Below are 24,242 nucleotides of genomic sequence, written 5' to 3'. Positions count from 1 at the left end.
GTGTCATTCCCTAGACCTACGACAGATGAGAGACGCTGCATCTGGTCCCTCTCCCATATACTCATGGGAGAGGGAGGTAGCCCTTGGGCAATCATCATTCGAGGCCAGATTCTTCGTCACTTCGCCTCTCAGAATGACAAGGAGCGTCTCGTCATGAACACTGCAAGTTTCGGTGGATCAAACTATCTATTTAGCCGGTTTTAACGGAAACAAATCCAGGATTACATGGGCATAGATCCGATGGCCAAAGTCGTTGGGATGGTTGACATTGTTGCCGCTCAGATCGGAATACGGTTTCTTCTTGAGGATTTCCAGCCAGGGGGTCGTGACATCCGCCAGTGCCACATTGGTCGTTACCATCTTGCCTAGCGTTTTCGATTTCCAAACGAAACCATCTGCTCCGGCGAAACGAGGGTTCATGGTCATGGGAGCCACGAGCACAATATCAGCTTCAGGGTTGGCGGCGATGACGTCATTGCGCATCTTCAGCATCTTTTCCTCGTAGCGCCCGCCGTCGTTCATTCCAAAGGCGAGCAGAACCAGATCCGGCTTCTGCTCCGTCACCTTGGGAACCATTTCGATCCCCCAGCCAGCTTCCGTGCCGGCAACGCCGAGATTAGTCAGCGTCACCTTCGTGCCAAAACGCTTTTGCAGCGTGTTGGCAACCAGTTGAGGATAGCTGGGCTGATACGGCGGCGCGAGCGCCGGCTTGAATCCCGAAGCATTGAAGCCCTGCGTGATGCTGTCACCCAGAGCCACCAGCTTGATTGGCTGTTTGTTTCTAAGTTTGCCAAGCACGCGCGTGAGTTGTTCGGGCTGGGGCTTGTCCGGCAGAGTCCATGGGTCGGTCTTGTGCCAGTACGAAACCTGAACCTGCAGATCATGGAAAAAGTGGCCTTCCGAATGCAATACAGTCGCAAACATGTTCGGGCTGCCCTTCGGCGGAACCATCTGCGCGGACGTCTTGAATGGTATCCGCGAGGTAAACGTCAGCTCAATGACATTTGTGCCCGGCTTCCACGTGTAGTCCTTGCCCTCCTCATATCGAATCAGATGATCCGGATGGGTGATTCTGAATTTCTCGCTGGGAATGAAGAGTAGTCTGCCGGTGGCCAATTGCTTGCCCTCCTCCTGGATAAAGAGCACAGGCTCGTTGTCCATCGCCTGAGAGCGCCAGAACGGCTCTCCGAGCGACATGCCTTCACCCGCATTCCCCGGAGGGTCTGCCATCACCCTCATGCTGTTGCAGAGAATGACCAGCATTATTCCGATGACATGTCTTGCCATTGATTGCCAGACTCTATTAGTTTCAAGAAATCCAATCATTTTGCGCCTCCGGCGTGTTTGAGTGGCGATTCAATCGGCCTGCAAAAAATCCCAGTGTTTCTTTCCCTCGGAGCTTTGTGACTCGATCCAATCAATCTCCACCGTCTGCGGCTGCGTGGGAAGAAAGAGGCGGATGACTTACGCAAACCACGGTGGCGGTCCTGCGATGACTCTGACCCGCTTGTGTCTTGTTCGTGGTCATTCCTTATGAAGAGGGACATTGCATAACGTCAGTGCGGCGATCCCATTGGCGCCGATGAGGAGCCTGTCCTGGCTCCATTCGGACTCCTTGAGGTAGGTGATCTTCGTCGGCGTGGATGGCTCTTTCAGCTTGAGGGTCAGCACGTTCCCGGACAGACTGCCCGAGGCGATCTTGTTCTTCTCGCCATCAAGGTAGAACTGACTGACGAGGTGATCCGCCCAGACTACGGGCTGATCAAATTCCAGGGTGATGGTCTCCTTGCCGACGAGGGTTGCTTTGCGGAGGTTGGGCGGTGTGATGGAGGCAGCGGGCACACTGCCGTAGTTGTCGCGCTCGATCAGAGGCTGGATCAGACGGGCGAACTCGGCCCAGCCGGTGAGCGGGAAGTGGCACCCACCTGGCGGACGGATCCCGTGCGTGGACATGATGCTCATGCGCGAGTAAAGCTCGGGGAGGGTCCGGAGCTTTTCGCGCAGCATGTCACCGGAACCTTTCTTTCCGCCCATGCTGCAGGCGTCCGGCCAGATTTGGAACACGTAGTAGTGCTGCACGTTGGGAAAGTCCTGCTTCCACCCGGCCGACATTTCCACGAACAGCCGATGGTAACTCTCCCAGCCATAGCCACCGGTGGGTCCGTCAGAGCCCTGATCGCTTTCGCCCTGATGCCAGAGGATTCCGCGAATGCCGTGGGTGAGTTTTGCCTGCTGGACGCGCCAGAGCATGCGGCCGTAGATGGTGGTGAGGTCGGCAGGATCGGTGGCGCTGCGCTGATGCTGGTCGATGCGCGTTCCGCCAACCGCGGCATTGATGATGCAGATGGGCATCTTCTGGCTTGCGACCAGGCGTTTTGCCAGTTCCATGCCCCACCAACCCAACTCGGCTTTCTCGCCCTTCTGCGCTTTCCAGACAGGCAGGCACCAGAGATTGCCCTGGTTGTCCTTCGGATTCTGCGAAGGTCGGCCGTAGCTTCGAATCCAATCGTGAGTCTCGGGAGGGGATTTTTCGCCGGTATCGGTCGCCAATGCGTTGGACTGGCCGTCAATGATGTAGGCGTCGCCGCAGACAAGGTCGTTCACGGTGTTCTGCACGGCCTCCGCGGCCCCGATTTTTGTGCCAAACTCCACTTTGTATTTGATTAATCCCGGCTTCAGCTTCGCGGACAAAGCATAACTTTTGTCCGCCGCGGGCTTGGCGGTTTCGGTCTTCACAAGCTTGTCGTCGGCGTAGAGCTTGAGAAAGACACCGTCGGCATTTTCAGCCAGCGTGCCGTTGTAATAGAGCGTCCCTTCGTTCTTGTCGTCGCGGGTGTAGAACTGTCCTTGCTGCGGCTTCTCGTCCTTCTCGGGTGTTCGCACCACCCACGCGTCGACCTTCGGCTCGGTTACGGCGATGGTTGCGGTCTGCGTTACCGGCGTGCCGCCGTTGCTGATTGTCGCCGTCACCGTCAGCTTCCCGCTGTTCTGGGCGCGGGTCAGAATGAGCTTCCCGGGCGAGGCTTCCTTGATGACCGCGAACGGCCCGGCGCTCCACTGTGTCTTCAATTCGCCTGCACCCTTGGCTTGCATGGCGCTGAGATTGGTCACCTGCGGCTCCACAGTGATCGTCGCGCGCCCGTCCCACTCTGCTGGGGCCTTGAGTGTGAAAACCGGGTCTGGGATCGTCTCGGTGACCGAAATCGAAATATCCTTCGTCTTCACCCCATCCGGATAAACGGCCTTGCATTGCAGCGTCAGCGTCTTGTCCCCCGTCACTCGGCCCGCATCGAAGGTGAAGGCGAACCGGTCTACCGCCACGAGCGTCTCCCGGCCCTCGCTTTTCAAAGTCCAGTAGACCTTCTGCGCACCACCCGCCTGTGCGGTAAAGGTCACGCTCTTGCCCTCGGGCACTGTCGCCGACGCCGGCGAGACCGCAAACGTATCGCCGGCCTGCACCACTGGACCCACCAGCGTTTGTAACGGCTTCTGGTTTTCGTACTGAAGCTTGATCCACTCCGCCGAGCGCGCCACTTTGGAAATCCGCACCTCGTCGACATCGCCGACGAACTTGTAGTTGTCGTACCAGCCGCCAATCCACAGACGCGACGTCTCGGGCAGGTCGAGCACGGGCGTCGATGCGCCGTCGAGCACGCCGTTCACATACACTCGAGAGTCCTTCTCCGAGTAGGTATGAACCACTTGAAACCACTGGTTTGTCGCCAGCGGCGTTTTGGCTTCGACATCGGCGAAATAGCATTGGATGGCCATTCGCGGCGGGCTTAGGAAATTGAACATCACCTTACGGGGCCGCCTTTCCTCGCCCCACGCGATCACCGTGCCATTGGTCTGCTCGGCGCGGAACCACGCCTCCGTGGTCATCGGCCCCAGGCCCTTGGGATACCCTGTGATCTTGTCGCCGCCAAAGATTCCCTGCTTCCCCGCCAAATGCCGCGCCGGCCCGACGATGCCCCGGGTGGGAGTGGTGCCCTGGTCCTTTGATTCCGTCCCGCCGGCATCATCCACCACCGGATCGGCCATGTGCCAGACGCTGGCGTAACCGTTCGAGGCGTTGAACACCGCCTTCGCGTTCGACTCGCTCGCCGCATCCGCCTTGCCCCAATGCATGTGGATCGTCTGCCGGGTATTGCCCTCGATCTTCGGGATGCGCACCCAGATGCTCGCCGTCCCTTTTGCGGCATCCCACTCCTCGATCTGATACGGCACCGGCGCACCGGCGGCAGTAAATCGGATGTCCTCACCGAAGGGCTTGGCCTTGCCAAAATCAAACCAATCCTTGTCCAGCCGCACCAGTAGAGGAAAGCCCTCCACCACTGTTCCCGCGGGCAGATTCGCTCCTTCCGGGGTGGTCAGGATGGTCAGCGGACCAGAATGTTGCCAGCCTTGATATTGGGCATTGGCTGATTGCAGCATTCCGAGCAGGACAAACACGGACGCCGCTATGCGTTTGACGAGCTGGCGATTCATAAGGTGGTCTCCTCCGCGAGTCTTCCCTAGTTCTTAAGCACTCCAGAGCCCTTGATGAACTTCGGCGAGTTCTTTGCGTCGTAGGTCCCCGCGGGTAGTGCGATTCCGCCAAAACTCAATTTGCCGACGTGCACTTCACCCTTGAAGTCGAGTTCCAGAACTGCGCCTTCGGAGATTTCGACTTCGCTCTGATGACTCAGGCTCCGGACGCTGGCAAGCGAAAGGGTGCCCTGGGTCACCCGAGTCGGACCGCTGTGGCTGTTCGTGCCGGAGAGCACCCATTTGCCTCGGCCGAATTTGGTGACGGCGGTCTTCGCCTTGCCCGCCCGGTCGTGGGGGTCAGACAGATCCCCTGCGATCTCGCCGGTGCCGGCGGTGTCGCCGCGGAGAACGATGGTTTTGCTGGCTCCGTAGCCGGAGATGAGGATCGGGCTGGTGAGTTTCAGCAGGCCGGCACCGGATTGGTCGAACGTGACGATGGTGTTCTTCCCCGCCAGGTTCATCACGCGGTCGGAGCTTTCGCCCGGGCCGGTGTAGATCAGGCCGCAATCGCCATCCTTGCCTTCCTCGCCGATGACGATTTCGCCGGCTTCGATGTCGGTCGGCGCGCCCAGGCTGCTGCTGGCTTGTCGAAGCGCTTTGGTCACGCTGTTGAGCGAGGAGACGACCAATGCCCCGCCCTCCAGAATCGTCTGGCCGGTGTAGCTGTTGTTTCCTGAGAGCCGCATCGTGCCGGCCCCGCACTTCCGAATGACAAACGCCCCGCCACCCGGCCCCTTGGAATCGGCGATGTCGGCTGAAAGGGTGACCAGGCCCGTCGCGCCTGCAGTGTCGAGCGACACATATGACCCGCCCATCAAGCCGTTGTCATTGATCTGGCGCGTGAGATTGTCGAGCAGCGTGCCGATCTGCTGGCCCGTGAACTCGCCCGGGCCGCCGACGTTCAGACGTAGCGTGGCAGCCTTTTGAATCGAGATGTTCCCGGGCGTCCATCGCGCTGCATCTGCGCCGTAAAGGCCGGCGGCATTTTTTACAATCAGCGTGCCGGGGAAAACGATGGTCGGGCCGGTGTAGGTGTTCGCGCCAGCGAGGCTGACGGTGCCGCCGGGGATCATGCTGAGATAGGTCCCGTTGGTGCCGAGCATCGTCAATCCGCCGGGCCCACTGATCGGCCCCGAAATCGTGCACTTGCCGATGAGGTTGGCGGTCCCATTGAGGGTGACCGGACCACTCAATGTGCTATGGAAGAGCGTGCCCTGGTTGATCACCACTGGGTTGGCAAGATTGGCTTCGGTGGAGAGTGTGCCAAAGCTGCTCAGGGTAATCGTCCCGGTGCCCAGGCCATTCGTCTTCCTCACATTGATCTTGCCGCCATTGATGACGGTTCCGCCAGTGTAGGTGTTCGAGTTGTTGAGTTGCAGTATCCCGAAATGCACATCATGGAAGTTGGTCCCAGCGACATTCGGATCGCCTGAGCTATGCAATATCAGCGAGCCGGGCCCGGAGATGACTTCGTTGAAACTGATGAAGCAATTGGGATCTTTGCCCGGAAAGGTGTTCACGGTGAAATCATCCTGGAGCGTCAAGGGCAGATTGATGTCCACCCGCTGGCACTTCGTCGCACGGATCGAGGGGAGGATTTGGCTCGCGGGTTCCTTTGCGAAGGTCAGGCCGTTGCCGTTCACGGTCAGACGCCCCGAACGATCTCCGAGCACGAGTTGGTTCAGTAGGAAGCCCGCATTCAGATCATTTTTAACCGCACATTCACCGGCTTGCGTGAAGTCGATGATGTTGTCCGGTGAGCTAACCATCGCCCCTTCGCTGGCCCACCACTTCGTGGCATCACTCCAGTTGCCGTCCTCCGCCCTCTTCCACACGAACACGTTTTGTTTGTCCTTATGCACCACGGAGACGGTGACCGTCCGCGATGATCCGTCCTGCGCGGTGATCCGGTAACGCTGCGGCCTTGTGAAATCCAGAAACGTCCCCGAACTGGGAACCGCCGTGGCAAATGGCGACAGCGTGAACTTTGGAGCAAGTTCCTTCAGGCTCGAATACGACGGCAGGTAAGCCGTAACCTGATCGCGAGAAATCGTGATCCCCGGCGTGGCCGCCATTTCGAAAGTCAGCATCTCCTTGGCGTCGCTCGCGGCCCTGGTTTTCACCGTCACGAGGTAGCTTTTCGTGGACCCATCCCGCGCGGTGACGGTGTAGGTCTGCGGCTTGGAAAAGTCGCGAACGGTGCCGTTCGCTGGCGCGATGGTGGCATCAGGGGAGACTTTGATATGAGGCGAGAGTGCCTTAACGTCCGTGCCATAGGCAACGGTAAGAAGGATGCTGGTCTTGGAGATGCTCGCGGGCGGTAAGCCGGGGAACGAGAATTCCCGAATGTCACAGGCGGGTGGCGCGACGAAGGGCTTGTCGTCCTTGACGCGATCAAAAGGCGGCGCGTCTTTGGCACTGTTGGCGGTGCGCGGCAGCTTTGCCGCCTTGGCCGGGTCGATGTACTTCGCCATGTCGCGCATGGCGATGCATTGGTAGTTGTTGTCCTTCAGATACTGCATCATCGCCTTAAAGCTCGCCGGCTCCAGGCTCACCCCTGGATGCTCCATGTCCGGCACGCCGTGAAAACAGAAGACGACGACCCGGCCCTTGCAGGCCATCTGCGCCTGCTTCACGAAGTTTTCGATCGGCGGCCCGTCCTTGATCGTGAACGAGGGCACATCAAACGGATTGTCAACCGTCGGCCGGTAAGGCCGTTCGTGTCCACCCCGCCCAAAGGTATAGCCGCGTGCGGCCAGATCCGGACAGATCGACCAGGCTACCTGATACACCGGCCAGCAGGCGGTCGTCATTTTCGGGCCGTGGTTGGCGATGACTTCATCTTCCATCCGCAAATAGTTCGCAAGTCCTCCTCCATGGCCGTGCGTGTGGTTGCCGATCTCAAAGCCGTCGGCGTTCATTGCGACCATCTGCCGATAGGTCAGATACCAATCCTTCCGCGTCTTGAACGAATCAAAGTTGCAGACATAGAACGTCCCGCCGAAGCCAAGAGACTTGAGGATCGGCGCGACCACCGTGGCATGGCTGGCCGGAGCATCATCAAAGGTCAGCACGATCAACTTGTCCGGAATGGGCTTGATCAGGACGCCGTTCGGGTCCGGATCGACGGACACCTGCCCCAGGGCGATCGCGGACGCCAATGAAGCGACGATGAAGGCGATGAGATGAGGCAGGTTCTTGTGGATCATTTCACGGTGGGATTGGCAAACAGTCCGTTCGAATTTTTGAGGCATGCGCCGAGTCGGCGGTACCATCAGCGTATCTAGGATCGCGGATCTCTTTCCGGATCACTCAAATGATAGTGGCGGGAACGGGTTGCGTTGCGGGCGTGGCGAAGCTCGACTTCACCTGGTTCGGCCCGAAACCCCGCTCCGCCGTCGAGTCGGCAGCCCTGCATGCTGCTGATCCTGCGTCCCAAGATTGCGGCCCTAAGATCGCCGCGCCGTCGGCATGGGATCGTTTGCTGCCGAAGATTACCTGTATCGCTCCCTCGACAAAGGAGCTTCCGTCAGTTTCAAGTTCCCCGACGGCCAAGGGGTGCGGTACAAGGCCGGTCCACCAGTTGATGCCAGCGGCGAAACCGCGCAGGCGGAGCCCTTCCAGAACTTCGCCGACTTTCAGCGGCTGACTGTTTCCGAGCCAAAGAAGGTCGCACGGGCCTTAGCGGCTCAGATGATCACGTATGCGACCGGTGCCGAACCGGGATACGCCGACCGCCGTGAGATCAATTGCATCCTGTCCGAGATCAAAGCGCAGCACGATTATTCAGATCGACTGACCACCTGGAGAATCCTATGTCCCTTCGCCGACTGCTCTGCCTGTTCCCCGCTTTCGTCTTAACGACTGCCGCCTGCGCATTGGACTACCCGCACGTCACCGCCGAGCCGCAGAAAACGGGCTGGCCGCTAACGGCGGAAGAGCGGGCGTACGTTGTCGACAAGCCCGAACACGACCGCCGGCCAGGGCGCGAGTCGAACAAGCACCTTCCGCAGTTCTGGCCCGTTGTTCCCAGTGCCGGACACTGGGGCGGGACGAGCTGGCTCGACACGCATGCGAAGCTAGTCGACTACGTGCAGACCAACAAGGGTCCGATCGACGTCCTGCTCGTTGGCGACAGCATCACCCAGCAGTGGGGCAGCCCGCTCGACAAGGGAGTGCTCAACGATGCCTGGAAGAAACACTTCGCCAACTACAAGACGATCAACATCGGCATCGGCGGCGATAAGGCGCAGAACGTACTCTGGCGGCTTGATCACGGGGGCGTGGAGGGCCTGGAGCCGAAGGTTGTCATCGTGATGATCGGCAACAACAACATGTTCTTCGTCCCCGAGACCGGGGTGGAGGCTGTCGCCAGGGGTGTGCAGATGTGCGTGGCGAATGTGCGCGAGAAGTTCCCCAAGGCCGAGGTGATCGCGGCCCAGATTGTGCCCTGCCAAGCGCCGGGCGTTCCCTTCTACGAGAACATCAAGAAGACCAACGCCGCACTCGCCGCGCTGAAGCTCGACAGCGATCCGAAGATACACGTGATCGACCTGTGGGGCAATTTTGCCAACGCCGATGGCAACATCAAGAAGGCCCTCTTCACGCCCGACAACATCCATCTCTCGCTGGAAGGCTACGCCGTCTATGCCGAGCGATTGAAGCCGCTGCTCGACAAGTTAGTCGGCGGCAAGGGGCTTGGCGGCGACGTGGTCATACCGGCGAAGAAGACCGGCGCTGCAGCTCCAGTGCCTGCGTCTCCTTTCGCCTCGTCGCCATCAAGCCAGACGGCCTCCAGCGCTTTTTCAGCCACGCCCAACGAAGCGATGCTCCAGCCGACGCCGAAGACCGCCGATGGCAAATCGCTCGTCTATCCCTACTCGCCTTACAACGAAGGCGAGCTCGACCCGCAACTCACGGGTTGGCCCTTGACCGATGCGGAAAGGGCCTGGGTTACGAAGAGCGAATACGAGCGCAAACCCGGCCACGAGGTGCAGAAGCATCTGCCGGAGATGTGGTTTGTCACACCGACGGCGGGCCATTGGAAACCAAAAGGCGGCGGCGAAGGCAACGACTGGCTCGATCACCACGCCACGATTATCGAAAAAGCAAAAGCCGCTGGAGCCAACATCGACATCGCATTGCTCGGCGACAGCATCACCCAGGGCTGGGGCGGTGGCTGGGACGGCGCGCCCTTCAACGCTGCGTGGCAAAAGCATTTCGGCGATACGAAGACGGTGAACCTCGGCATCGGCGGCGATCGCATGGAGCACATCCTCTGGCGCCTCGATCACGGCGCACTCGACGGCGTTTCGCCAAAGATCATCATCCTCATGATCGGAGTGAACAATTCCCCACTCGTCAAAGCCAACGGCGTTCCCGCTGCCGCTGCGGCACATGGCATCAAGCTCTGCGTCGAAAATCTCCGCCTTCGCTGCCCAAAATCTCAGATTCTACTCGTGAAGATCCTTCCCGCCTTCAATCCCAGCAAGGATGTTGGCAAAGAAGTCATCAATATCAACGCCGCCCTCGACACGCTGAAACTCAATAGCGATCCGCAGGTTCAACTCCTCGATCTCGCCAGCGATTTCACTCACGCCGATGGCACGCTAAAATCGGAGTTGTATTCCGACAAATACCTTCACCCTGGCGCGGCCGGATATGAGGTCTTTGCGAGCAAGCTGAAGCCGGTGGTAGGAACGTTACTGGGCAAATGAGCCGCGATGTCACCTCCTCAGGCGAGGACACGGAAATGCTACGCTGGAGTATGATAACCTGAGCTCAAATACCGATCTCGAAGCACTGCTGAAGCGACTGCACTCGATGCCCGAAAGCGAGTTTGGCCCGCTCCCGAAGCCCGCTCCGGAAGAAACGAAGACCGAGCAACCCAACAACCAATGGCCATGAAACACATCCTCCCGGTTCTCCTTCTACTTCTGTGCCGCGCCGCCTTCGCGCACGATCCGAGCCCGACCAAGTCGAGTGGTGCGGGATTGAGAGTGCTCGTCTACTCCAACACGGGTTACTACCGGCATGTCGATATCCCGAAGATCAATCGCTGGCTCGTCTTGTTGGGGCACGAGAATGGCATTGAGGTGGATGTGACTGAGCACTGGAAGGATCTGCGGGCCGACGAACTGGCCCGCTATGACGTGCTCGTGCTCAATAACGCCAACGAACTCGACAAGGTGCTGCCCGAGGAGCAACGCAAATCGGTGGAGGAATGGTTCACGAATGGCGGAAAAGGCATCGTCGGCCTGCATGCGGCGCTGGTGCATCAGACGAAGTGGCCGTGGCTGAATGAGCTCGGCGGTTGCGACTTCAACAGCGACTCTGACTTCAGCAAGGCGAAGGTGAAGATCGATCCTGCCGCGAAAGATCATCCCGCCGTCAAAGGCCAGTCTGCGGAGTTCTGGATCGAAGCGGACTGGACCAATCACGATCGTGCCGTCACCGGGAAGCCCGGCTTCAACGTGCTCATGCGCGTGGACGAGACCACGTATACACCCGTGCGCGATTATTTTAAGACTCGCAACGGCAAGCCGATGGGCGCCGATCACCCGATCGCCTGGACCCACGAGCCCGCGACCGGCGGCCGATTCTTCTACACGGAATTCGGTCATGATCTGCGATCGCTGAGCACACCTTTCGCGCGTCAGCACATCTTGGAAGCCATCAGGTGGGCCGCAAAGAAGACCGTCGCCTCTGGGAAACCGGAATCTCAGCTTCGTGCGGAAGAGGAACGTCAACCCGGTTCCGCTCAGAATCACAACGGCTTGCAGCGAACGTTTGATGTGACGACCGCCGGGATTGGAGTCGCTGGCAATCTCGCTTTTACAACCAATCTCCTCAGCCCAATCAACGCCACCGAGCCCAAAGACTGGAAAAGCGAGAAGGATCCGGAGATTCCCAAAGGCATCCACGTCGACAGGGATATCATGTACCTCGCCTCCGACCGTCGCGAAAAGGCCGACCTCTATCTCCCCACGTTGAAGGATGGCCAGCGCGTGCCGGCAGTGCTTCTGATGCACGGCGGCGGCTTCAATGACGGCGACAAGGCCAAGGGTCGGGAAGTTCAGATGGCTGTGGAAATGGCTCAGCACGGATACGTGTGCATGAGCATCAACTACCGCCTCTGGAACAAAGGCGTCAAGAATCCCACCTGGCCGCAGAGTTTGCTTGATGCCAAGACCGCCGTTCGCTGGTTACGGGTCAACGCCGACCGCTTGCAGATCGATGCCGATCGCATCGCGGCTTTCGGCAACTCTGCCGGCGGGAATCTTGCCGCGATGCTGGCAGTTACCGACGAAGCAGACGGCTTGGAGCCGGCGGCACCCATGGCTGGCGTGAGCACGCGTGTCCGCTGCGCCATCAACTTCTACGGCGCCCTCGACCTGCCGAATTACCACGACATGAAGATGTTTCTCCAAACAAGAGAGGAGAATCCAGATGTTTACCGGAAAGCCTCGCCGGTGTTTTACGTCAGTAAGAATGATGCCCCGATGCTGCTCGTGCATGGCACCGCGGACGAAACGGTGCCGCACAGCCAGGCCGAAACGATGGCCGCGGCACTGAAAAAGGCTGGCGTCATGCACCAACTGGAGATCGTGCCGAACGCGCCGCACACATTCGCCCTGGTTTCGCCAGCCCGGGATTTCCGTCCACTGCTGTTCTTATTCCTCGACAAGCATCTGGCGCCAGTCCGTTCCTCAACCACGAAGCCAACGACTGACGCGCCTGCATCTAAGTAACCTTCAATCGAGAAGGCCGGGCGCGTGGCGTGCGTCTGCGACAGCATCACGTATGTTGGGCGTTTTCTTTCTGCAAAAAACTCAAGCTGCAACCGCGGATGTATGAGTTTGAGGACCGATGGCCACTTGCGATCCACCTGCCATGAGAACGCGTTTATGCTTTTTACTGATGCTTCTTTGTGCCACATCCGGCACATTGCATGCCGCCGAACCGGCCAGCCGCGACTGGCGAACTGCGCTGGAATTTGCGGCCGACTTGGTGGGTGGTCAGGAGCTTTGCCGCCATCGGGATTGCAGGGGGATAGAGGCGGTCGGGTGGAAGGACGGCGCTTCGGGCGTCAGACACATGAACGCATCGCGCGACGGCGATCTCATTTGGCTGGCCGCGCCAGAAAGCGCCATGTCTACCGGAAGCACACACGGGAAAGCGTAAAGGGTGACTATTCGTTGGAATCGGTAGGAATGGAACTCGCCAGCACTGGGCAAACATGTAATCTATGATTTATAAATGACTGTTTACATTCTAGGGTGAGGCGTGCTAGAATTCTGCCATGTCCAAGCACACCGCTATCTACTGCCGGGTTTCTACCAAGTCCCAGGATACCGCCTCCCAGGAGCCCGATCTCAGGCGGTATGCCGACGCCTGCGGCGACACTACGAGCTGGTACCGCGATCAGTTCACCGGGAAGACGATGGAGCGTCGAGGGTGGAGCAAGTTGATGGAGGACTTGCGACTCGGAAAGGTGTCTCGCATCGTCTGCTGGCGCCTTGATCGGCTGGGCAGAACGGCCAAAGGGCTCACGGCACTATTCGAAGAGCTCGGCGAACGTCGCGTGAACCTCGTGAGCATCAAGGACGGCATCGACCTGCACACCGCCGCTGGTCGCCTTATGGCCAACGTGCTGGCTTCGGTGGCACAATACGAGACAGAAGTCCGCGCCGAACGCGTTCGCGCGGGCCAGGCGATCGCCAAGGCTCGCGGGAAGACATGGGGCGGCTCGGAGAAGGGCCGGCGGCTATCGGTCACGGATGAGCAGGTCCGAACGATCAAGCGAATGGCCCGCGAAGGGGAGAAGATCACCGCGATGGCCAGTGCGACGGGGCTGACGCGCCCAACGGTGTATCGGTACTTGAAGTCCGCCTGAATTGATTCGCGGCACTACGAGGGCAGGCGCTGGCTTTGAGAGGCGAGACGTTTCCGTAGTGCGACGCAAGTTTACCGCCCGGTGAACATGCCGCCCCGGGGACGTTCACGACGGGCCGGACGGAAGGCGGCGCGGGGCAGCAGGCCAATACCAGCGCGGTCGACGCGGGAATAAGGTAAGTCACCAGAGCGACGAGCAGCCAATAGCGGGCCATCATGCGGTCTCCGGTGGATCGAGCAGCAAGGGATTCAGATCAATCACGAAAACACAAAAGACACGAGAAGGAAACCGGACTCACCACCTATCGCTTTTCATCCGGCAGCGTCTGGGCGAAGTGTTCAAGAAGTTTGAGGCCGAGTTGATAGCCGCCCTTCTGTAGCGCCGACTTGCCGGCAATGGCTTCAGAAATGTCCGCGGTTCTAGTAACGGCGCGGTCCGTGAAGACCAGCTTGCCAGCACGTTCGTCAGTCGCCTTGAGTTCCACTCGCGCGCTGCAAGCGATCAGGTTGCCGATCAACGCGCCGAACTCGCTGAACGCCTCGCCGCCAACCGTGATGTCCGGCTTGCGGTCTTTGGCATCGTCGGCCAGTACCGTGAAGCCGCACTCAATAAGCATGCGGCGAATTTCCGTCTCGACCGCCGGATCGATGTTGGAGCGTAGCGGCGTTTGATGTTTCTCCGTGACGGTTACACGCACGATGGGCTTCTTCTTGCCGGCAAGTCGCTTCTTCAGGTCTGGAATGGGATCCACCACCGCGCCATCTGGGAGGAGGGCCTGACCCTGGGTGCGGAGTGTGGTGGAGATCTTGTCGGCGACGGTGACCAAAAGCGTGCCGATGTCCTCGTCGGGCTTGCCCTTGGCCATGACGGCTTTGACGATCGATGTCTCGGTTCCAATGAGTTTGGCGGTCACATATGTATCTCGATCCAGTGGAAACACCTTGCCGACGATCAGCACCTGTGCTCCGACAAGCTTGCCGACCTTCACCGCCTTCTCCGCTTCGACGAGCCCGGTAAGGCTCGCAGCCTGCTCGGCAAGCACGCGGGAAATCTCCGATCGATCGACCAGTTGAAAGCCCGGCGCGTCGGACAACATCGCGGCCAGTGCGTCGGGAATCTGCTTGCCGAGATTGGCATCTGTCTTGCCGCCGGTGTCAAAGTCCATGATCGCGACGGTGATCGCGGCCGGCTTGGGCGCGGGCTTGGTGGCCGGCGCGGGATCGGCGGCCCGGGCATTGGCAAGTCCGACGCAGAGCAGTACTGCGCCAGAGATCGTTGCACGAAGAATTGTGAATCGCGATGGCATGGGTTCGAGGCCTTTCTACGAGGTCAATATTCTGGAATCGCTATCGCTTAATTTCGATTCGGTTCGGGGTCTCAACAGGACGGGTCGCGGCCGGCGGCGGACGAGCGCTGGGAGGAAGGGTCGGCTCGGGTGGCGTGACCATCCACTCCAGCGTGGAGAACAACATGGTCACTGCCCGGGCGTCCGCCGCATGATCCTCCCACGGCAACTGGTTATAGATGATACGTCCCTTGCCCAGGGTGCGCACCGCGATCATACAGTCGATCGGCATCGCCGGCCCGCCGCCGGGCACGGCCCAATATACGACTTCCTGCGCCGGCGCGTCCGCCGGAAGTCGCATCGCAATGGGTTGGTGCGAGGGGCCGGATAATAGCGCCTCAATTTCGCGCGTCGAAAAGCCTTCAAGCAGCGGATGGCGCTCGGTGACAGCAATCCGCTCGATCGTCTTTCGTGGCGTCAACGGGTAGCCGGCAATTTCGGCGGCTACCCGCTGCTCGAGAACCAAAACCGAAACCCCGGTCTCGGCAAGTTCCGGGAGAGAGTCCTTCCAAAGTCCGCCGGGCAATGCCGACGCGAGGACGACGACGATCTCCGGCGATCGGATCGCCAGCTTGGTGTCGTCGGAAACAACCTCGTAAACCACGCCACTGTCCTTCAGCATCGCCAGAAGTCGCTCGTCGGCGTCGCCGGCGACCGGCTTTCCGCGCCGCAAAATGCAGATTCGTTTCCCGCCAAGCGAGCGCTGCAGTCGCTGTCTGTCCGGTCGCGGGAAGACCTCGACCTTCTGCTGGTCTTTCAGCAGTGCATTGCCACCGGCCGACACGGAAAGTGTCAGCCGCAATTCCGTGCGGACTCGCACTTCGGGGACCGCAAGCCGCACGGTAGGCGACTCGTCCTTCTTCGCGGCAAGCTTTCCGCTTGCGAGGACTTCATCGCCCAGTCGCAACTGCCAGGCGATGTCGATCGACTCCGTATTAGCGGGCCAGGCGGCGTCGGTACGTTTGAACGTGATCGCGTAATCCGACCCGCCAAGCCAGAAGCCTTGTTGTGAGAGCACCAGAACGTAAAGAGCCAGGATGTTCATGGCGCCCCCGCCTTGGCGACATCCACGATGCCCAGGATTGTGGTTGACGAAGCGAACCTATTACGAGGCGCGGCGAAGTAGACGCGACCCTCAACGCGAATCAGCGGCCCGACGTAGTCGCTGTAGGTCCGCGTGGGACCCGCCCATTGCTCGTAAGTCAGCACGGTCGTTTCGTTCAGCATCAACCATTGCACGCCGGAGGCGGCCGAATTCCTCCCGTAGAGTTGAACCTTGATCGGCGGATCAAGGTCGCGGGAGGCAAAGCGATATCCGACGATTCCCGAGTGAGACACAAATAGAAGCCTGTCTCCATCCACGTTGAGTTGACCGCCCGAATAGTCCTGAGCCTTGACGACCCGGTTCAGGGTGCCGTCCGAGAGGAACTGAAAGACCCCGTGCCGCTCGCCACCCGTGACGCCGACCCAGATGCACTTGCGGGTGGAATCGGCCACCAGTGACGAGATCGTGTACTTGAGACCCCCGTCCAGCACGTTCTTAATCGTGACTGCCTTTGTGGAGGCGACGGCCTGCGCGGTGCGGCTTGCCGGGTCGTACCAACTGAGGCCGCCTTCAAAACCGAGAAGCAATCTCCCGCCGAAAACGGCGATACTTGTAACATTGGTGACCGGCAATCCCTGGGCGTCGGTGAGCAACTGAAGCTTTCCGCCGCTGCCGGCCAGCAAGCCCTTGGCGGTTGCGAAGTAGTGAGTATCGCCAAGCTTCGCATGGCCGTTGATCGCTCTGATGCTCCATCGGTCACCTTCGCCGGTGGCGACCGCGGTGGCGCGGCCCCCTTGGATTGGGACGGACCAAAGCGCCCATTTTTGCCTGACGAAATTGGGCTGGGATTGCTCGCAAAGAATGAGAAAATCTTTCCCCTCGGCAACCATCCAATGTGGCTTGGAAGGAGCGGCAATCCCATCGAGTGGAACGGGGGTGATCTGAAATGCCGTCGCAAGGAAGTTGGTGCGCGCGGGTTGGTTCAGCGACTTGCGTTCGCTGGTAATCAGGCCGGAATAATGCTTTCGATTCCCCTCGACGAATGCCTGCGACGGGAATGCACTCAACTGAGCTTCCAACGCGTCGAGATGCGAGCCGGTCTTGTCGGAACGCAGCGCATAGACGAAGTGGCGAATGAGAATGTTGTGAGCGAGCAGACGGGTCGTATCCCCTTCCTGGGCCGAGTGGGCAAGCAGTGCGTCGAACGTGCGTCTCGCCGGCTTACCGCCGTCGTTTCGGGACAGGACCTCTACGGCCTTCTTAATGGGAGAATCCCACGCGTCAAAATACTCATAGGCCACGATCCGCGCCGTTGACGGTTCATCGACCGGCGTCGCTTCCCACGCCAGCCTGATCATTGATTCCGCCAATTGCAACTGCGCCGGGGAACCAGGGCTCAGGCTATCAAGTACCACGGCCTGACCCGCGAGCTTGACCTTGGGATCGGTACTTCCCAGCAGCAAGTCGTTATTCACCCTTGGGATTGGACGACGGTACGGGAGATAACTCTTCTTTCCGACACTTGCCAGTGCTACGTAAAACACGGCTTCGGCATGGGCAGACAGGTCCTTCCGCCATTCATCCGCGGCATGCATCTTCAAACAGTCTGCGAGCCATCGATTCGCTTCTTCGTCCGTTTCACAGAATCGGCCGATCGAATAAAGCTTCTCCGCGAGCAGATCTGACGTGGACCAGTTCTTCGACCTGCAGATCCGCACCAGGCGATCGAACTTCATCTGGCAGAGTTCCCGGAGCCGCTCGCGCTGTCTCAGGATTTCTTCATCAGCGGGATCGAACTGCAGCGACAGGTTCTTGTCAAAAATGTCGCGTAAACTCCACCGCTCACCAGCGGCGGTTGCGGCCGACGCATACCGATGCAACGGACCAGTACGCACGAACTCAAGACCGCCGGGGGCTTTGACGTCGCCGGACTGCGCAACGGTTGCTTCCAAGTCGTGGAACGAAGCAATCTGAAGGACCGCCGCGCGAATGGCCGCCTCGTATCTGGCTGGTGCGTCAACTGGAAGGTACGTGCTCGATCCCTTATTCATTTCAAAGGCGGGATTCGCATCGGCGGCCGCGCGCCACTTCAAGTACGCAAAATTTCGGCGCTCCTGCGTGGGGTCCAGCGCCAGTGCCACATCGGCGGCCAATGCGGCGGCGCGGAGGGCTCCGTGCGATGCGAGTTGCCGGGACCGCTCGCTGAACGCCGACGCCTCAAGCTGCGGATCGATCGCCTCTACCACAGGGGGAGCGATTGACAGCAGACGGGCGATCGCCGCGACCAACTGCGGACGCAACTTCACCAACCCATCGGCGGGCCCGCGGATCACCCGTTCCTCGCCAACCGCGCCGGCTGAGCTTTTGCTACGGATCGTGACGACCAGGTCCGTGCCCTCTTTCCGAATGCCGCTTTCCAGTAACGTGGATGAACCGCGCAACGCGACCGGAATCTCCGCCAGCGCACTCTCATCGGCGAGGCGTCCCATGTCGGAGCGCTCCAGCACGAATACATCAGGCATGGCTCGCAATTCGGCGCTGATGAGGCTCCGCAGGTCACCCGCTGTTGCGTCCAATGCACGTCCGACTTCTTCGGACCGCACGTCGAGAAGGCCGACATAACGTGTCTTGCCTCCCTGTTTGGGCGCGCGGGCGAAAGCGGCCATCAGGCGTCCAACGAGCGCGTCGAGGGGCGCCTTGAGATGCTGCGCTTCGACCATCCCCTCGTCCAGCAGAAGACCCGCCCGGGCCTCGACAATGCGAACCCTGACGCCGCCCTTTGTCTCATTGACGGACGGCACGGAGAGCATGACAAAGGCGTCGGCGGTGATGAGCTTGCCGAGCTTCAGTGCCGTCGCCGAGTCGCTCGCACCAGTCGCCGAGCGCGACAGTTCCTTCATCGCCGCATCAATGCGATCGCGTTCCACCAGACGCAGATTCGTCTGGGCCTGGAGTTCCGTCAGCAGCAGCGTAGGAAGCGGCTCGGCGACAGCCTCGCGTCCCGTTCCGTTGATGATCGCCACCGTGCGAACCTCGGCAGGCGTCGCAGGAGGCAGGAGTCGAGAGCGAAAGGATGGATTGGGGGTGGCGGACGGCCGAAAGCCGATTGGGGGCGTTGGACGCTTCACCGGAGTGGAAACACGCGCAGGCGAGGTGGCCGGTACTGGACGAGTCGTCCCGTTGCTGTTGGCCGCGGGTTTCGGCGATTTCTCGCCGTCGCACCCACAGAGCAGGAAAACGAGGACCGCTGCGACGACTGATTTCGACACGAGATCCCCAGGTACAGTTTCCGACAGGACGAAGCCTCACCGCTTCTCGACCATAGCTTTACACGACCGATACAAGAAATGCCATTTCACTGTTAGGAAATTTGATTCCGCGTTGGCGAGGCAGGGCGCGAGGCGGGGATGGGTTCTCATGAACGTTTTGACGCGGCCGGCTAGACAGCGTTTCGTGCGGCAGAAACGGGATATCTCACTCTTGCACCAGAGAGGCGTTGAGGTCGCGATATGGTTGACAGTTAACCCGCTTTATCCAGCTTCTCGATCAAACGCGAAGCCGAAACGCCCAACGCGCGACAGAGATTCAGGAACACTCGAACGGTCGGCGACTTCTTGTCGTTTTCGAGCTGGCTCAAGTACTCCCTCGAAATGCCAGCGCGAGCAGCCACCACTTCCTGCGAAAGGGCTGCCTTCTTGCGAGCGTTGTAGAGCTCTTTACCCAACACTCCGCAGCACGCTATTGCTTGACTAGGCTGGCGTCTGTGAACTATGGTTCACATCCCGAGTAATGACCGTCACCTTGAAACTACAGGGGTGGAAGTGGACGCGCGGCTGCAACGCATCATCATCCCGGCGGTGATCGTCGTGCCGCTGTGCTTTGCAGCGGCACAACTTGGGTCACGGGCTGCCGCGCATGTACTTCATGCACTACTGCAACAGCGGCGGCGGAACGTGTGGTGTTTGCGGGAAAACACACGTCGCGCCACTCGCCAGCGACAAAGGAAGTGGATACGGCGGGATTTTCATTGGGCTCGCGATCGACGGGGTAATCGTCTACCTGTACGTTCGCGCACGCAGGAAGAATGGGTTGGGAAGTATGAAGTTGATAGCGTTCATAGTAGGGATCGCGTTGCTCTCCTCTTCCGCACGCGCCGGGCTGTACGAGGAGATGAGCATCGCCGCGGCGAGGGCAAGCAAATCCGCCACTGCATACCAAACTGAGCGAGCCAGGGTAGTTTCAGTTGTCTCGGCGAGCGCGGAGTATCGCGACCGGAAAAAGGCAGTCGAAGTGGCCGAGGCAAAGCTGGAGAAACTCAGGGACGCTGGCGATGAAGCGAGGACTCAGGCCGCCAAGATTCTTTTGGAGGCCCGATCTGCACTGAACGCATTCGTAGAGACGGAGATCAGCAAGGATCAATCCGTGGAGTCGGCGCGGCGGACCATGCTTGATGACGCGCAGTCTCACGCAACATTAAAAGCGAGATGGGCGGCTGGCATTGCAGCCGAAACAACAAAGAACCTAGAGCGATCCAGAGAAATAGACCAAGCAGTTCGAGATAGAGAACGGAGGCTGGCCGTAGCCAGAAGGCCCATCGGCGTCCTCCAGACCGAGGGATACGGGTTGCTACAGCAGTCGGTCGCGATAATTCAAATTATTGACGACACAACCTTCATAGGCATGTATCGCGGGGAAACTGTATGGGTTCACGGCTAGGCTCTGTCTAATGGATGCCAAGTTCGGCGCTCGTTAGGAATTGCGCTTTCTATTATTGCATGCCATGCTGCCTCCACACGGAGGTTCTGATGGCTCGCTACGAAATCACGGACGATCAATGGGCCCTTCTCAAGGACCTGTTTCCCAGGCAGGCTCGCGGCGGCAAGTGGCTCAATCATCGCACCGTCCTCAACGGCATGCTCTGGATTCTCCGCTCGGGCGCTCCTTGGCGTGACCTGCCCGAACGCTACGGCAAGTTCGGAACGGTCAACCAACGCTTCAACCGCTGGCGTCGCGACGGCACCTTCGACAAGATCCTCAAGGCCCTTCAGATCCGACTGGACAAGGCCGGCAAGATCGACTGGGACCTGTGGCTGGTCGACGGCACGAACATCCGCGCCGGCCGGGCCGCGGCCGGTGCTCGCAAAAAAAAGCACCCGCTCGACACCCTCGAACCCGACGACCACCATTTGGGCCGCAGCCGCGGCGGATGGGGATCGAAACTCCACCTGGTTACTGACGGCAAGGGCCTTATCCTCGGAGCCACCCTCACGGCCGGTCAGACGCACGAATCGACGCAACTCCACAACCTGATCCACAGTGTCCGCAGACCTCGTCGGATCGGCTGGCCCGATCAACTGGCAGGCGACAAGGGATACAGCTACGAATCAACTCGCGAGTTCCTCAAAGACTGCGGCATCGAGCCGGTCATCCCGCGAAAGAGCAACCAGAAACGCCCCATAGGCGAACGTTTCGACAAGAAAACCTACCGGAAACGATCCCGCATCGAGCAGGCCGTGGGCTGATTGAAAGAGTGCCGGAGACTGGCCACCCGGTACGAAAAGCTCGGACTAAGCTTCCTTGGCTTCGTAAAACTCGGAATCATGCTGAAATACTTGAGGATTCTGGGTCCATTAGACAGAGCCTAATACCGATGTCGATGGCCTGCTGCTTCGGCGAGATTAGCTTGTCCTGGGGAATGTGCTGAGTCGAATTATCAGCATCGGCAATCGCGGTCGGGAAAGGAATCGCAGGGGGTATCCGAGGAGCGTCACTCGACGTCGCAGCGATCGCTAGGTCCATTCCCTCTTGCCAGAATTGCCTGATGCGTCGGCGGGAATTGGCGATAACGGACCTACGCTTCTTCCACAATTCCGACGCCTCCAGTAACGCGTCGTGATTCCAGCTTGGCGATGTCAACCTGGGACACAACGGCAACGGCTGCCGGGAAAGGTCACAGTACACCAGCGTTGTGTTGATGCCAGCGAGCGCGCTATACATCCCACGAAACATCGCATCTAAGGTCTCGGGCATCAGCAGCCTTGCGGACTTAAGGTCTTTCAACGCCATTCCTACGGTAGCCACGACAAAGTCTCGCAACTTGCTCAAGCGATCGTTGCATTGATCCATCGTATCGGCCTTCCGGATAAGCCTATTCAAGCGACGGATTTTTTCGCAATTGTCGCCGACATAGACGACCAAGCGAGAAATTTCAGGCGAGAGTGGATCGTCCTGTAAGAGAACAGGTGAGGTCTTCTTCTTTGACCGCTTCGGATAAGCATTCCCGGCGGGCTTCCGCGCATTGGCTAGTCGCTCCGCATCCTTGCGGAACCACTCGCTTGCAGCCCTTTCGTATTCCGGATCAGGGTTGGCCTGCTCTTCCAGACAACTCTTGAGAATTCTTCGACTACGCTCGTCGGCTATCACGTCGGGAATCTGCCTTTGACGGTGCGGCCGGGACCTTTCCAGTTCATCAAGTAACTCATCAAGTATGTCCAATTGATTCGCCAAAGAAAGCAAGTTGTCACGCTCATCGAGCATGGGTCACCTCTCTGAAAGCAGGGCTTCCCGTCCCGCGCGCCGCGCAAGGTGACGAGCGCGGCGACGCTGTACGGGCATTGCGACGGGTAATTAGTAGTCCGCCGGCCCAAGGAATTGATTCTAGCCCAGCTTGGCGATGACCTCATCAGCTCGGCGATCATCAACCTCGGCGTAATGCTCGGTCATCGCCTGCTCTGAATGTCCCAGGATGATCCGGCTCGCGTCCAGGTCGGACTCCCGCCGGATCTTCGATGCGCTGGCGTGGCGCAGCATATGCGGGTGCCAATGGTGATCGTCACGCCACCGCATCACTTCCAGCCAGCAGTTGCCCAATCGGGCCTTCCATTCCTCGGGCGTCTCCCAGCGAAGGTGACGTCGGCCGTTCGACTTCAAACAGGGTACCTTGACGCGGGCCAGATCCCCCGGCAATGGGAAGGCGACGACACAGGCACGGGCGACGGCCAGAGCGTAGGCGTTCTTATCGTACTTCGGACGGAACTCGACCGCGTTCCGATCGGCCAGCCGCGCCAACCGTGAAGGCGTCGGCGGGGGTGCCTTCCGGTCCGCGGCTCGTTTCTTCGCCTGCTCGATCATCCAGGCGTTGGCGTCGACGGGGCGGAAGAGGTAGGTCTGGACATCGGGGCGGAGGAACTCGGTAAGGATGTCTTTCGCCTGCGGCCCGAAGCGGATGACGCGGACCTTGCCCTTGTGTTTTGTCTTGTGGTCCGCCGGCTTGAACTTCCACACGTCGCCGGTCATGTCGATGTCACAGGTCCGAAGCTTCAGCAGTTCCCCACCGCGAGCGCCGGTAAGGCGCTGGAGTTTCACGACGGCGGCGATGGACGGCGGAAGGAAGGGCAACGTCGCGTCGACCAGGGCATCAGGGACACCGACGACGGCTTCCGTCTCGCGAGCGCCCGAGGTGCCGTAGCGGAGTGATTCCACGGTATCGAGCGCCTGAGACACGGCCACGGGAATCAGCTCTTCCGACGCGGCCCAGCGGAAGATGTTCTGAATGCGATCGACTTGCCGATTGCAGTAGGTGCGCGACCATCCCGCGACGACGACTTCCCGCCCCTCATCGTCCTGCTCCGTCCGGTCCATCAACGCGTACTCTCGAAGCGCCTTTAGTTTCTTCGGCCCGAACTCAACCGCCGGCACGTTGGCGTACAGCCTGCGGAGGATCCGCAGGGCGTAGCGGTAGTTCTCCGCCTCGCCGGTCGGGGTGCCGTCGGCGGCGACGTATCGCTTCTCCGCATAGCGCCAGAAGTCGCAAGCGATCATCGACACGGTGGGGCCGGTGCCGCCCTTCACGGCGGGCAAGACGCGTCCGCCCTTTAGCCATTGGGCAATCAGCAGGTCGTATGCAGAGCGAGATTCATCAGACCCGTGCGGGCCCGGGAAGGTGTGTTGCTTGCCGGCGATGGTGGCGTAGGCGCGACCACTTCGGCGGTGCAGACAGTACGCGGGGTGGGTAGCTTTCGGTCGGGGCATGGCGAACACTCCGAGGGTTTTCGGTTTCTCTGGATCACCCAGAAAAACCCGTCCTCTTCGTGCCGCTCTTCCGACCGTCGGAAGGTATCCAAGTATTGGATTCGGCTTGAGTTATCTAAGAGCGGGCGAAGGGATTCGAACCCTCGACGTCCAGCTTGGGAAGCTGGCATTCTACCACTGAATTACGCCCGCATTCGAAGCCTATTTATATCAGACGCTTACAAGAAACGCCTTTGAATCTACGACATCATTTTCGACACTTCTCGAGTAGCCGTCTGAAGGAGGCATTATACGGCACATCCAGAGATTGCAACGTAGATATTGCGATGCCCTCCGGACGACCCGCTAAAACCTATACCTCCAGCACCGCCGAGCGGATCGCCGGCCTGAGCCGT

At 59.7% G+C, this 24,242-nt stretch carries 14 protein-coding genes, 1 tRNA gene and 1 pseudogene; 6 read left to right on the top strand and 10 right to left on the bottom strand.

Annotated features, from left to right (window positions below; all coding sequences use genetic code 11):
- Window positions 1-186: 186 nt before the first annotated feature.
- The 3 genes from IPV69_RS25920 to IPV69_RS25910 all read right to left on the bottom strand — a co-directional run bounded on the left by IPV69_RS25920 (window position 187) and on the right by IPV69_RS25910 (window position 7,739).
- Window positions 187-1,326 (bottom strand): SGNH/GDSL hydrolase family protein, encoded by a 1,140-nt coding sequence (locus IPV69_RS25920; RefSeq protein ID WP_206292632.1) that lies wholly within the window; start codon window positions 1,324-1,326, stop codon window positions 187-189.
- 198 nt (window positions 1,327-1,524) lie between these two features.
- Window positions 1,525-4,488: a DUF2341 domain-containing protein gene (locus IPV69_RS25915; protein WP_206292631.1), complete on the bottom strand. Its 2,964-nt coding sequence runs from the start codon at window positions 4,486-4,488 to the stop codon at window positions 1,525-1,527.
- Between the two features lie 26 nt (window positions 4,489-4,514).
- Window positions 4,515-7,739: an autotransporter-associated beta strand repeat-containing protein gene (locus IPV69_RS25910; protein WP_206292630.1), complete on the bottom strand. Its 3,225-nt coding sequence runs from the start codon at window positions 7,737-7,739 to the stop codon at window positions 4,515-4,517.
- A gap of 262 nt (window positions 7,740-8,001) precedes the next feature.
- On the opposite strand from IPV69_RS25910, the gene IPV69_RS25905 reads away from it, so the two are divergent.
- The 4 genes from IPV69_RS25905 (at window position 8,002) to IPV69_RS25890 (ending at window position 13,426) form a co-directional block, all read left to right on the top strand.
- On the top strand, window positions 8,002-8,391 hold the full coding sequence (locus IPV69_RS25905; RefSeq protein WP_206292629.1) for a DUF1585 domain-containing protein: 390 nt from the start codon (window positions 8,002-8,004) through the stop codon (window positions 8,389-8,391).
- Entirely contained in the window at window positions 8,346-10,247 is a 1,902-nt protein-coding gene (locus IPV69_RS25900) for a GDSL-type esterase/lipase family protein (protein WP_206292628.1), read from the top strand. Before IPV69_RS25905 ends, IPV69_RS25900 begins: the two co-directional genes overlap by 46 nt.
- Window positions 10,248-10,433: 186 nt before the next feature.
- Entirely contained in the window at window positions 10,434-12,281 is a 1,848-nt protein-coding gene (locus IPV69_RS25895; protein ID WP_206292627.1) for a ThuA domain-containing protein, read from the top strand.
- Between the two features lie 551 nt (window positions 12,282-12,832).
- Complete coding sequence (locus IPV69_RS25890; RefSeq protein WP_206292626.1) at window positions 12,833-13,426, top strand: recombinase family protein; 594 nt, start codon at window positions 12,833-12,835, stop codon at window positions 13,424-13,426.
- A gap of 301 nt (window positions 13,427-13,727) precedes the next feature.
- Here the strand turns inward: IPV69_RS25890 and IPV69_RS25885 are convergent, their stop codons facing one another.
- The 4 genes from IPV69_RS25885 to IPV69_RS25870 form a co-directional block, all read right to left on the bottom strand.
- A complete protein-coding gene (locus IPV69_RS25885; protein WP_206292625.1) occupies window positions 13,728-14,591 on the bottom strand; it encodes a CsgG/HfaB family protein in 864 nt (287 codons plus the stop codon).
- Between the two features lie 181 nt (window positions 14,592-14,772).
- Window positions 14,773-15,816, bottom strand: a complete 1,044-nt coding sequence (locus IPV69_RS25880) for a hypothetical protein (protein WP_206292624.1) — start codon at window positions 15,814-15,816, stop codon at window positions 14,773-14,775.
- Complete coding sequence (locus tag IPV69_RS25875; RefSeq protein WP_206292623.1) at window positions 15,813-18,536, bottom strand: hypothetical protein; 2,724 nt, start codon at window positions 18,534-18,536, stop codon at window positions 15,813-15,815. The genes IPV69_RS25880 and IPV69_RS25875 overlap by 4 nt, the downstream gene beginning before the upstream one ends.
- Window positions 18,537-19,336: 800 nt before the next feature.
- Window positions 19,337-19,540: a helix-turn-helix domain-containing protein gene (locus tag IPV69_RS25870; RefSeq protein WP_206292622.1), complete on the bottom strand. Its 204-nt coding sequence runs from the start codon at window positions 19,538-19,540 to the stop codon at window positions 19,337-19,339.
- Window positions 19,541-19,731: 191 nt separating this feature from the next.
- Here IPV69_RS25870 and IPV69_RS25865 point away from each other — a divergent pair, with 191 nt between their 5' ends.
- Together IPV69_RS25865 and IPV69_RS25860 are read left to right on the top strand one after the other, a co-directional pair.
- A complete protein-coding gene (locus IPV69_RS25865; protein WP_206292621.1) occupies window positions 19,732-20,532 on the top strand; it encodes a hypothetical protein in 801 nt (266 codons plus the stop codon).
- An 86-nt stretch (window positions 20,533-20,618) separates the two neighbouring features.
- A pseudogene (locus tag IPV69_RS25860) lies at window positions 20,619-21,461 on the top strand (IS5 family transposase).
- Here the strand turns inward: IPV69_RS25860 and IPV69_RS25855 are convergent.
- The 3 genes from IPV69_RS25855 to IPV69_RS25845 all read right to left on the bottom strand — a co-directional run bounded on the left by IPV69_RS25855 (window position 21,415) and on the right by IPV69_RS25845 (window position 24,039).
- Window positions 21,415-22,353 carry a hypothetical protein gene (locus tag IPV69_RS25855; protein ID WP_206292620.1) on the bottom strand — a complete coding sequence of 313 codons (939 nt, stop codon included), beginning with the start codon at window positions 22,351-22,353 and terminating at the stop codon, window positions 21,415-21,417. The pseudogene IPV69_RS25860 and the gene IPV69_RS25855 overlap by 47 nt on opposite strands.
- A gap of 120 nt (window positions 22,354-22,473) precedes the next feature.
- Window positions 22,474-23,847, bottom strand: a complete 1,374-nt coding sequence (locus IPV69_RS25850; RefSeq protein WP_206292619.1) for a tyrosine-type recombinase/integrase — start codon at window positions 23,845-23,847, stop codon at window positions 22,474-22,476.
- A 120-nt stretch (window positions 23,848-23,967) separates the two neighbouring features.
- Window positions 23,968-24,039, bottom strand: a tRNA-Gly gene (locus IPV69_RS25845).
- Window positions 24,040-24,242: the final 203 nt, after the last annotated feature.

The sequence above is a fragment of the Humisphaera borealis genome, from assembly GCF_015169395.1.
GTDB classification, from domain to species: Bacteria; Planctomycetota; Phycisphaerae; order Tepidisphaerales; family Tepidisphaeraceae; genus Humisphaera; species Humisphaera borealis.
Note: the sequence above shows the minus strand (reverse complement) of the source record. Positions and strands in the feature narration are given on the sequence as shown.

What these genes read in the sequence shown, in the direction of transcription:
- IPV69_RS25920 (WP_206292632.1), bottom strand. Translation starts at nt 1,326, where the DNA reads ATGATTGGATTTCTTGAAACTAATAGAGTCTGGCAATCAATGGCAAGA.
- IPV69_RS25915 (WP_206292631.1), bottom strand. Translation starts at nt 4,488, where the DNA reads ATGAATCGCCAGCTCGTCAAACGCATAGCGGCGTCCGTGTTTGTCCTG.
- IPV69_RS25910 (WP_206292630.1), bottom strand. Translation starts at nt 7,739, where the DNA reads ATGATCCACAAGAACCTGCCTCATCTCATCGCCTTCATCGTCGCTTCA.
- IPV69_RS25905 (WP_206292629.1), top strand. Translation starts at nt 8,002, where the DNA reads ATGGGATCGTTTGCTGCCGAAGATTACCTGTATCGCTCCCTCGACAAA.
- IPV69_RS25900 (WP_206292628.1), top strand. Translation starts at nt 8,346, where the DNA reads ATGTCCCTTCGCCGACTGCTCTGCCTGTTCCCCGCTTTCGTCTTAACG.
- IPV69_RS25895 (WP_206292627.1), top strand. Translation starts at nt 10,434, where the DNA reads ATGAAACACATCCTCCCGGTTCTCCTTCTACTTCTGTGCCGCGCCGCC.
- IPV69_RS25890 (WP_206292626.1), top strand. Translation starts at nt 12,833, where the DNA reads ATGTCCAAGCACACCGCTATCTACTGCCGGGTTTCTACCAAGTCCCAG.
- IPV69_RS25885 (WP_206292625.1), bottom strand. Translation starts at nt 14,591, where the DNA reads ATGGACTTTGACACCGGCGGCAAGACAGATGCCAATCTCGGCAAGCAG.
- IPV69_RS25880 (WP_206292624.1), bottom strand. Translation starts at nt 15,816, where the DNA reads ATGAACATCCTGGCTCTTTACGTTCTGGTGCTCTCACAACAAGGCTTC.
- IPV69_RS25875 (WP_206292623.1), bottom strand. Translation starts at nt 18,536, where the DNA reads ATGGTCGAAGCGCAGCATCTCAAGGCGCCCCTCGACGCGCTCGTTGGA.
- IPV69_RS25865 (WP_206292621.1), top strand. Translation starts at nt 19,732, where the DNA reads ATGTACTTCATGCACTACTGCAACAGCGGCGGCGGAACGTGTGGTGTT.
- IPV69_RS25855 (WP_206292620.1), bottom strand. Translation starts at nt 22,353, where the DNA reads ATGCTCGATGAGCGTGACAACTTGCTTTCTTTGGCGAATCAATTGGAC.
- IPV69_RS25850 (WP_206292619.1), bottom strand. Translation starts at nt 23,847, where the DNA reads ATGCCCCGACCGAAAGCTACCCACCCCGCGTACTGTCTGCACCGCCGA.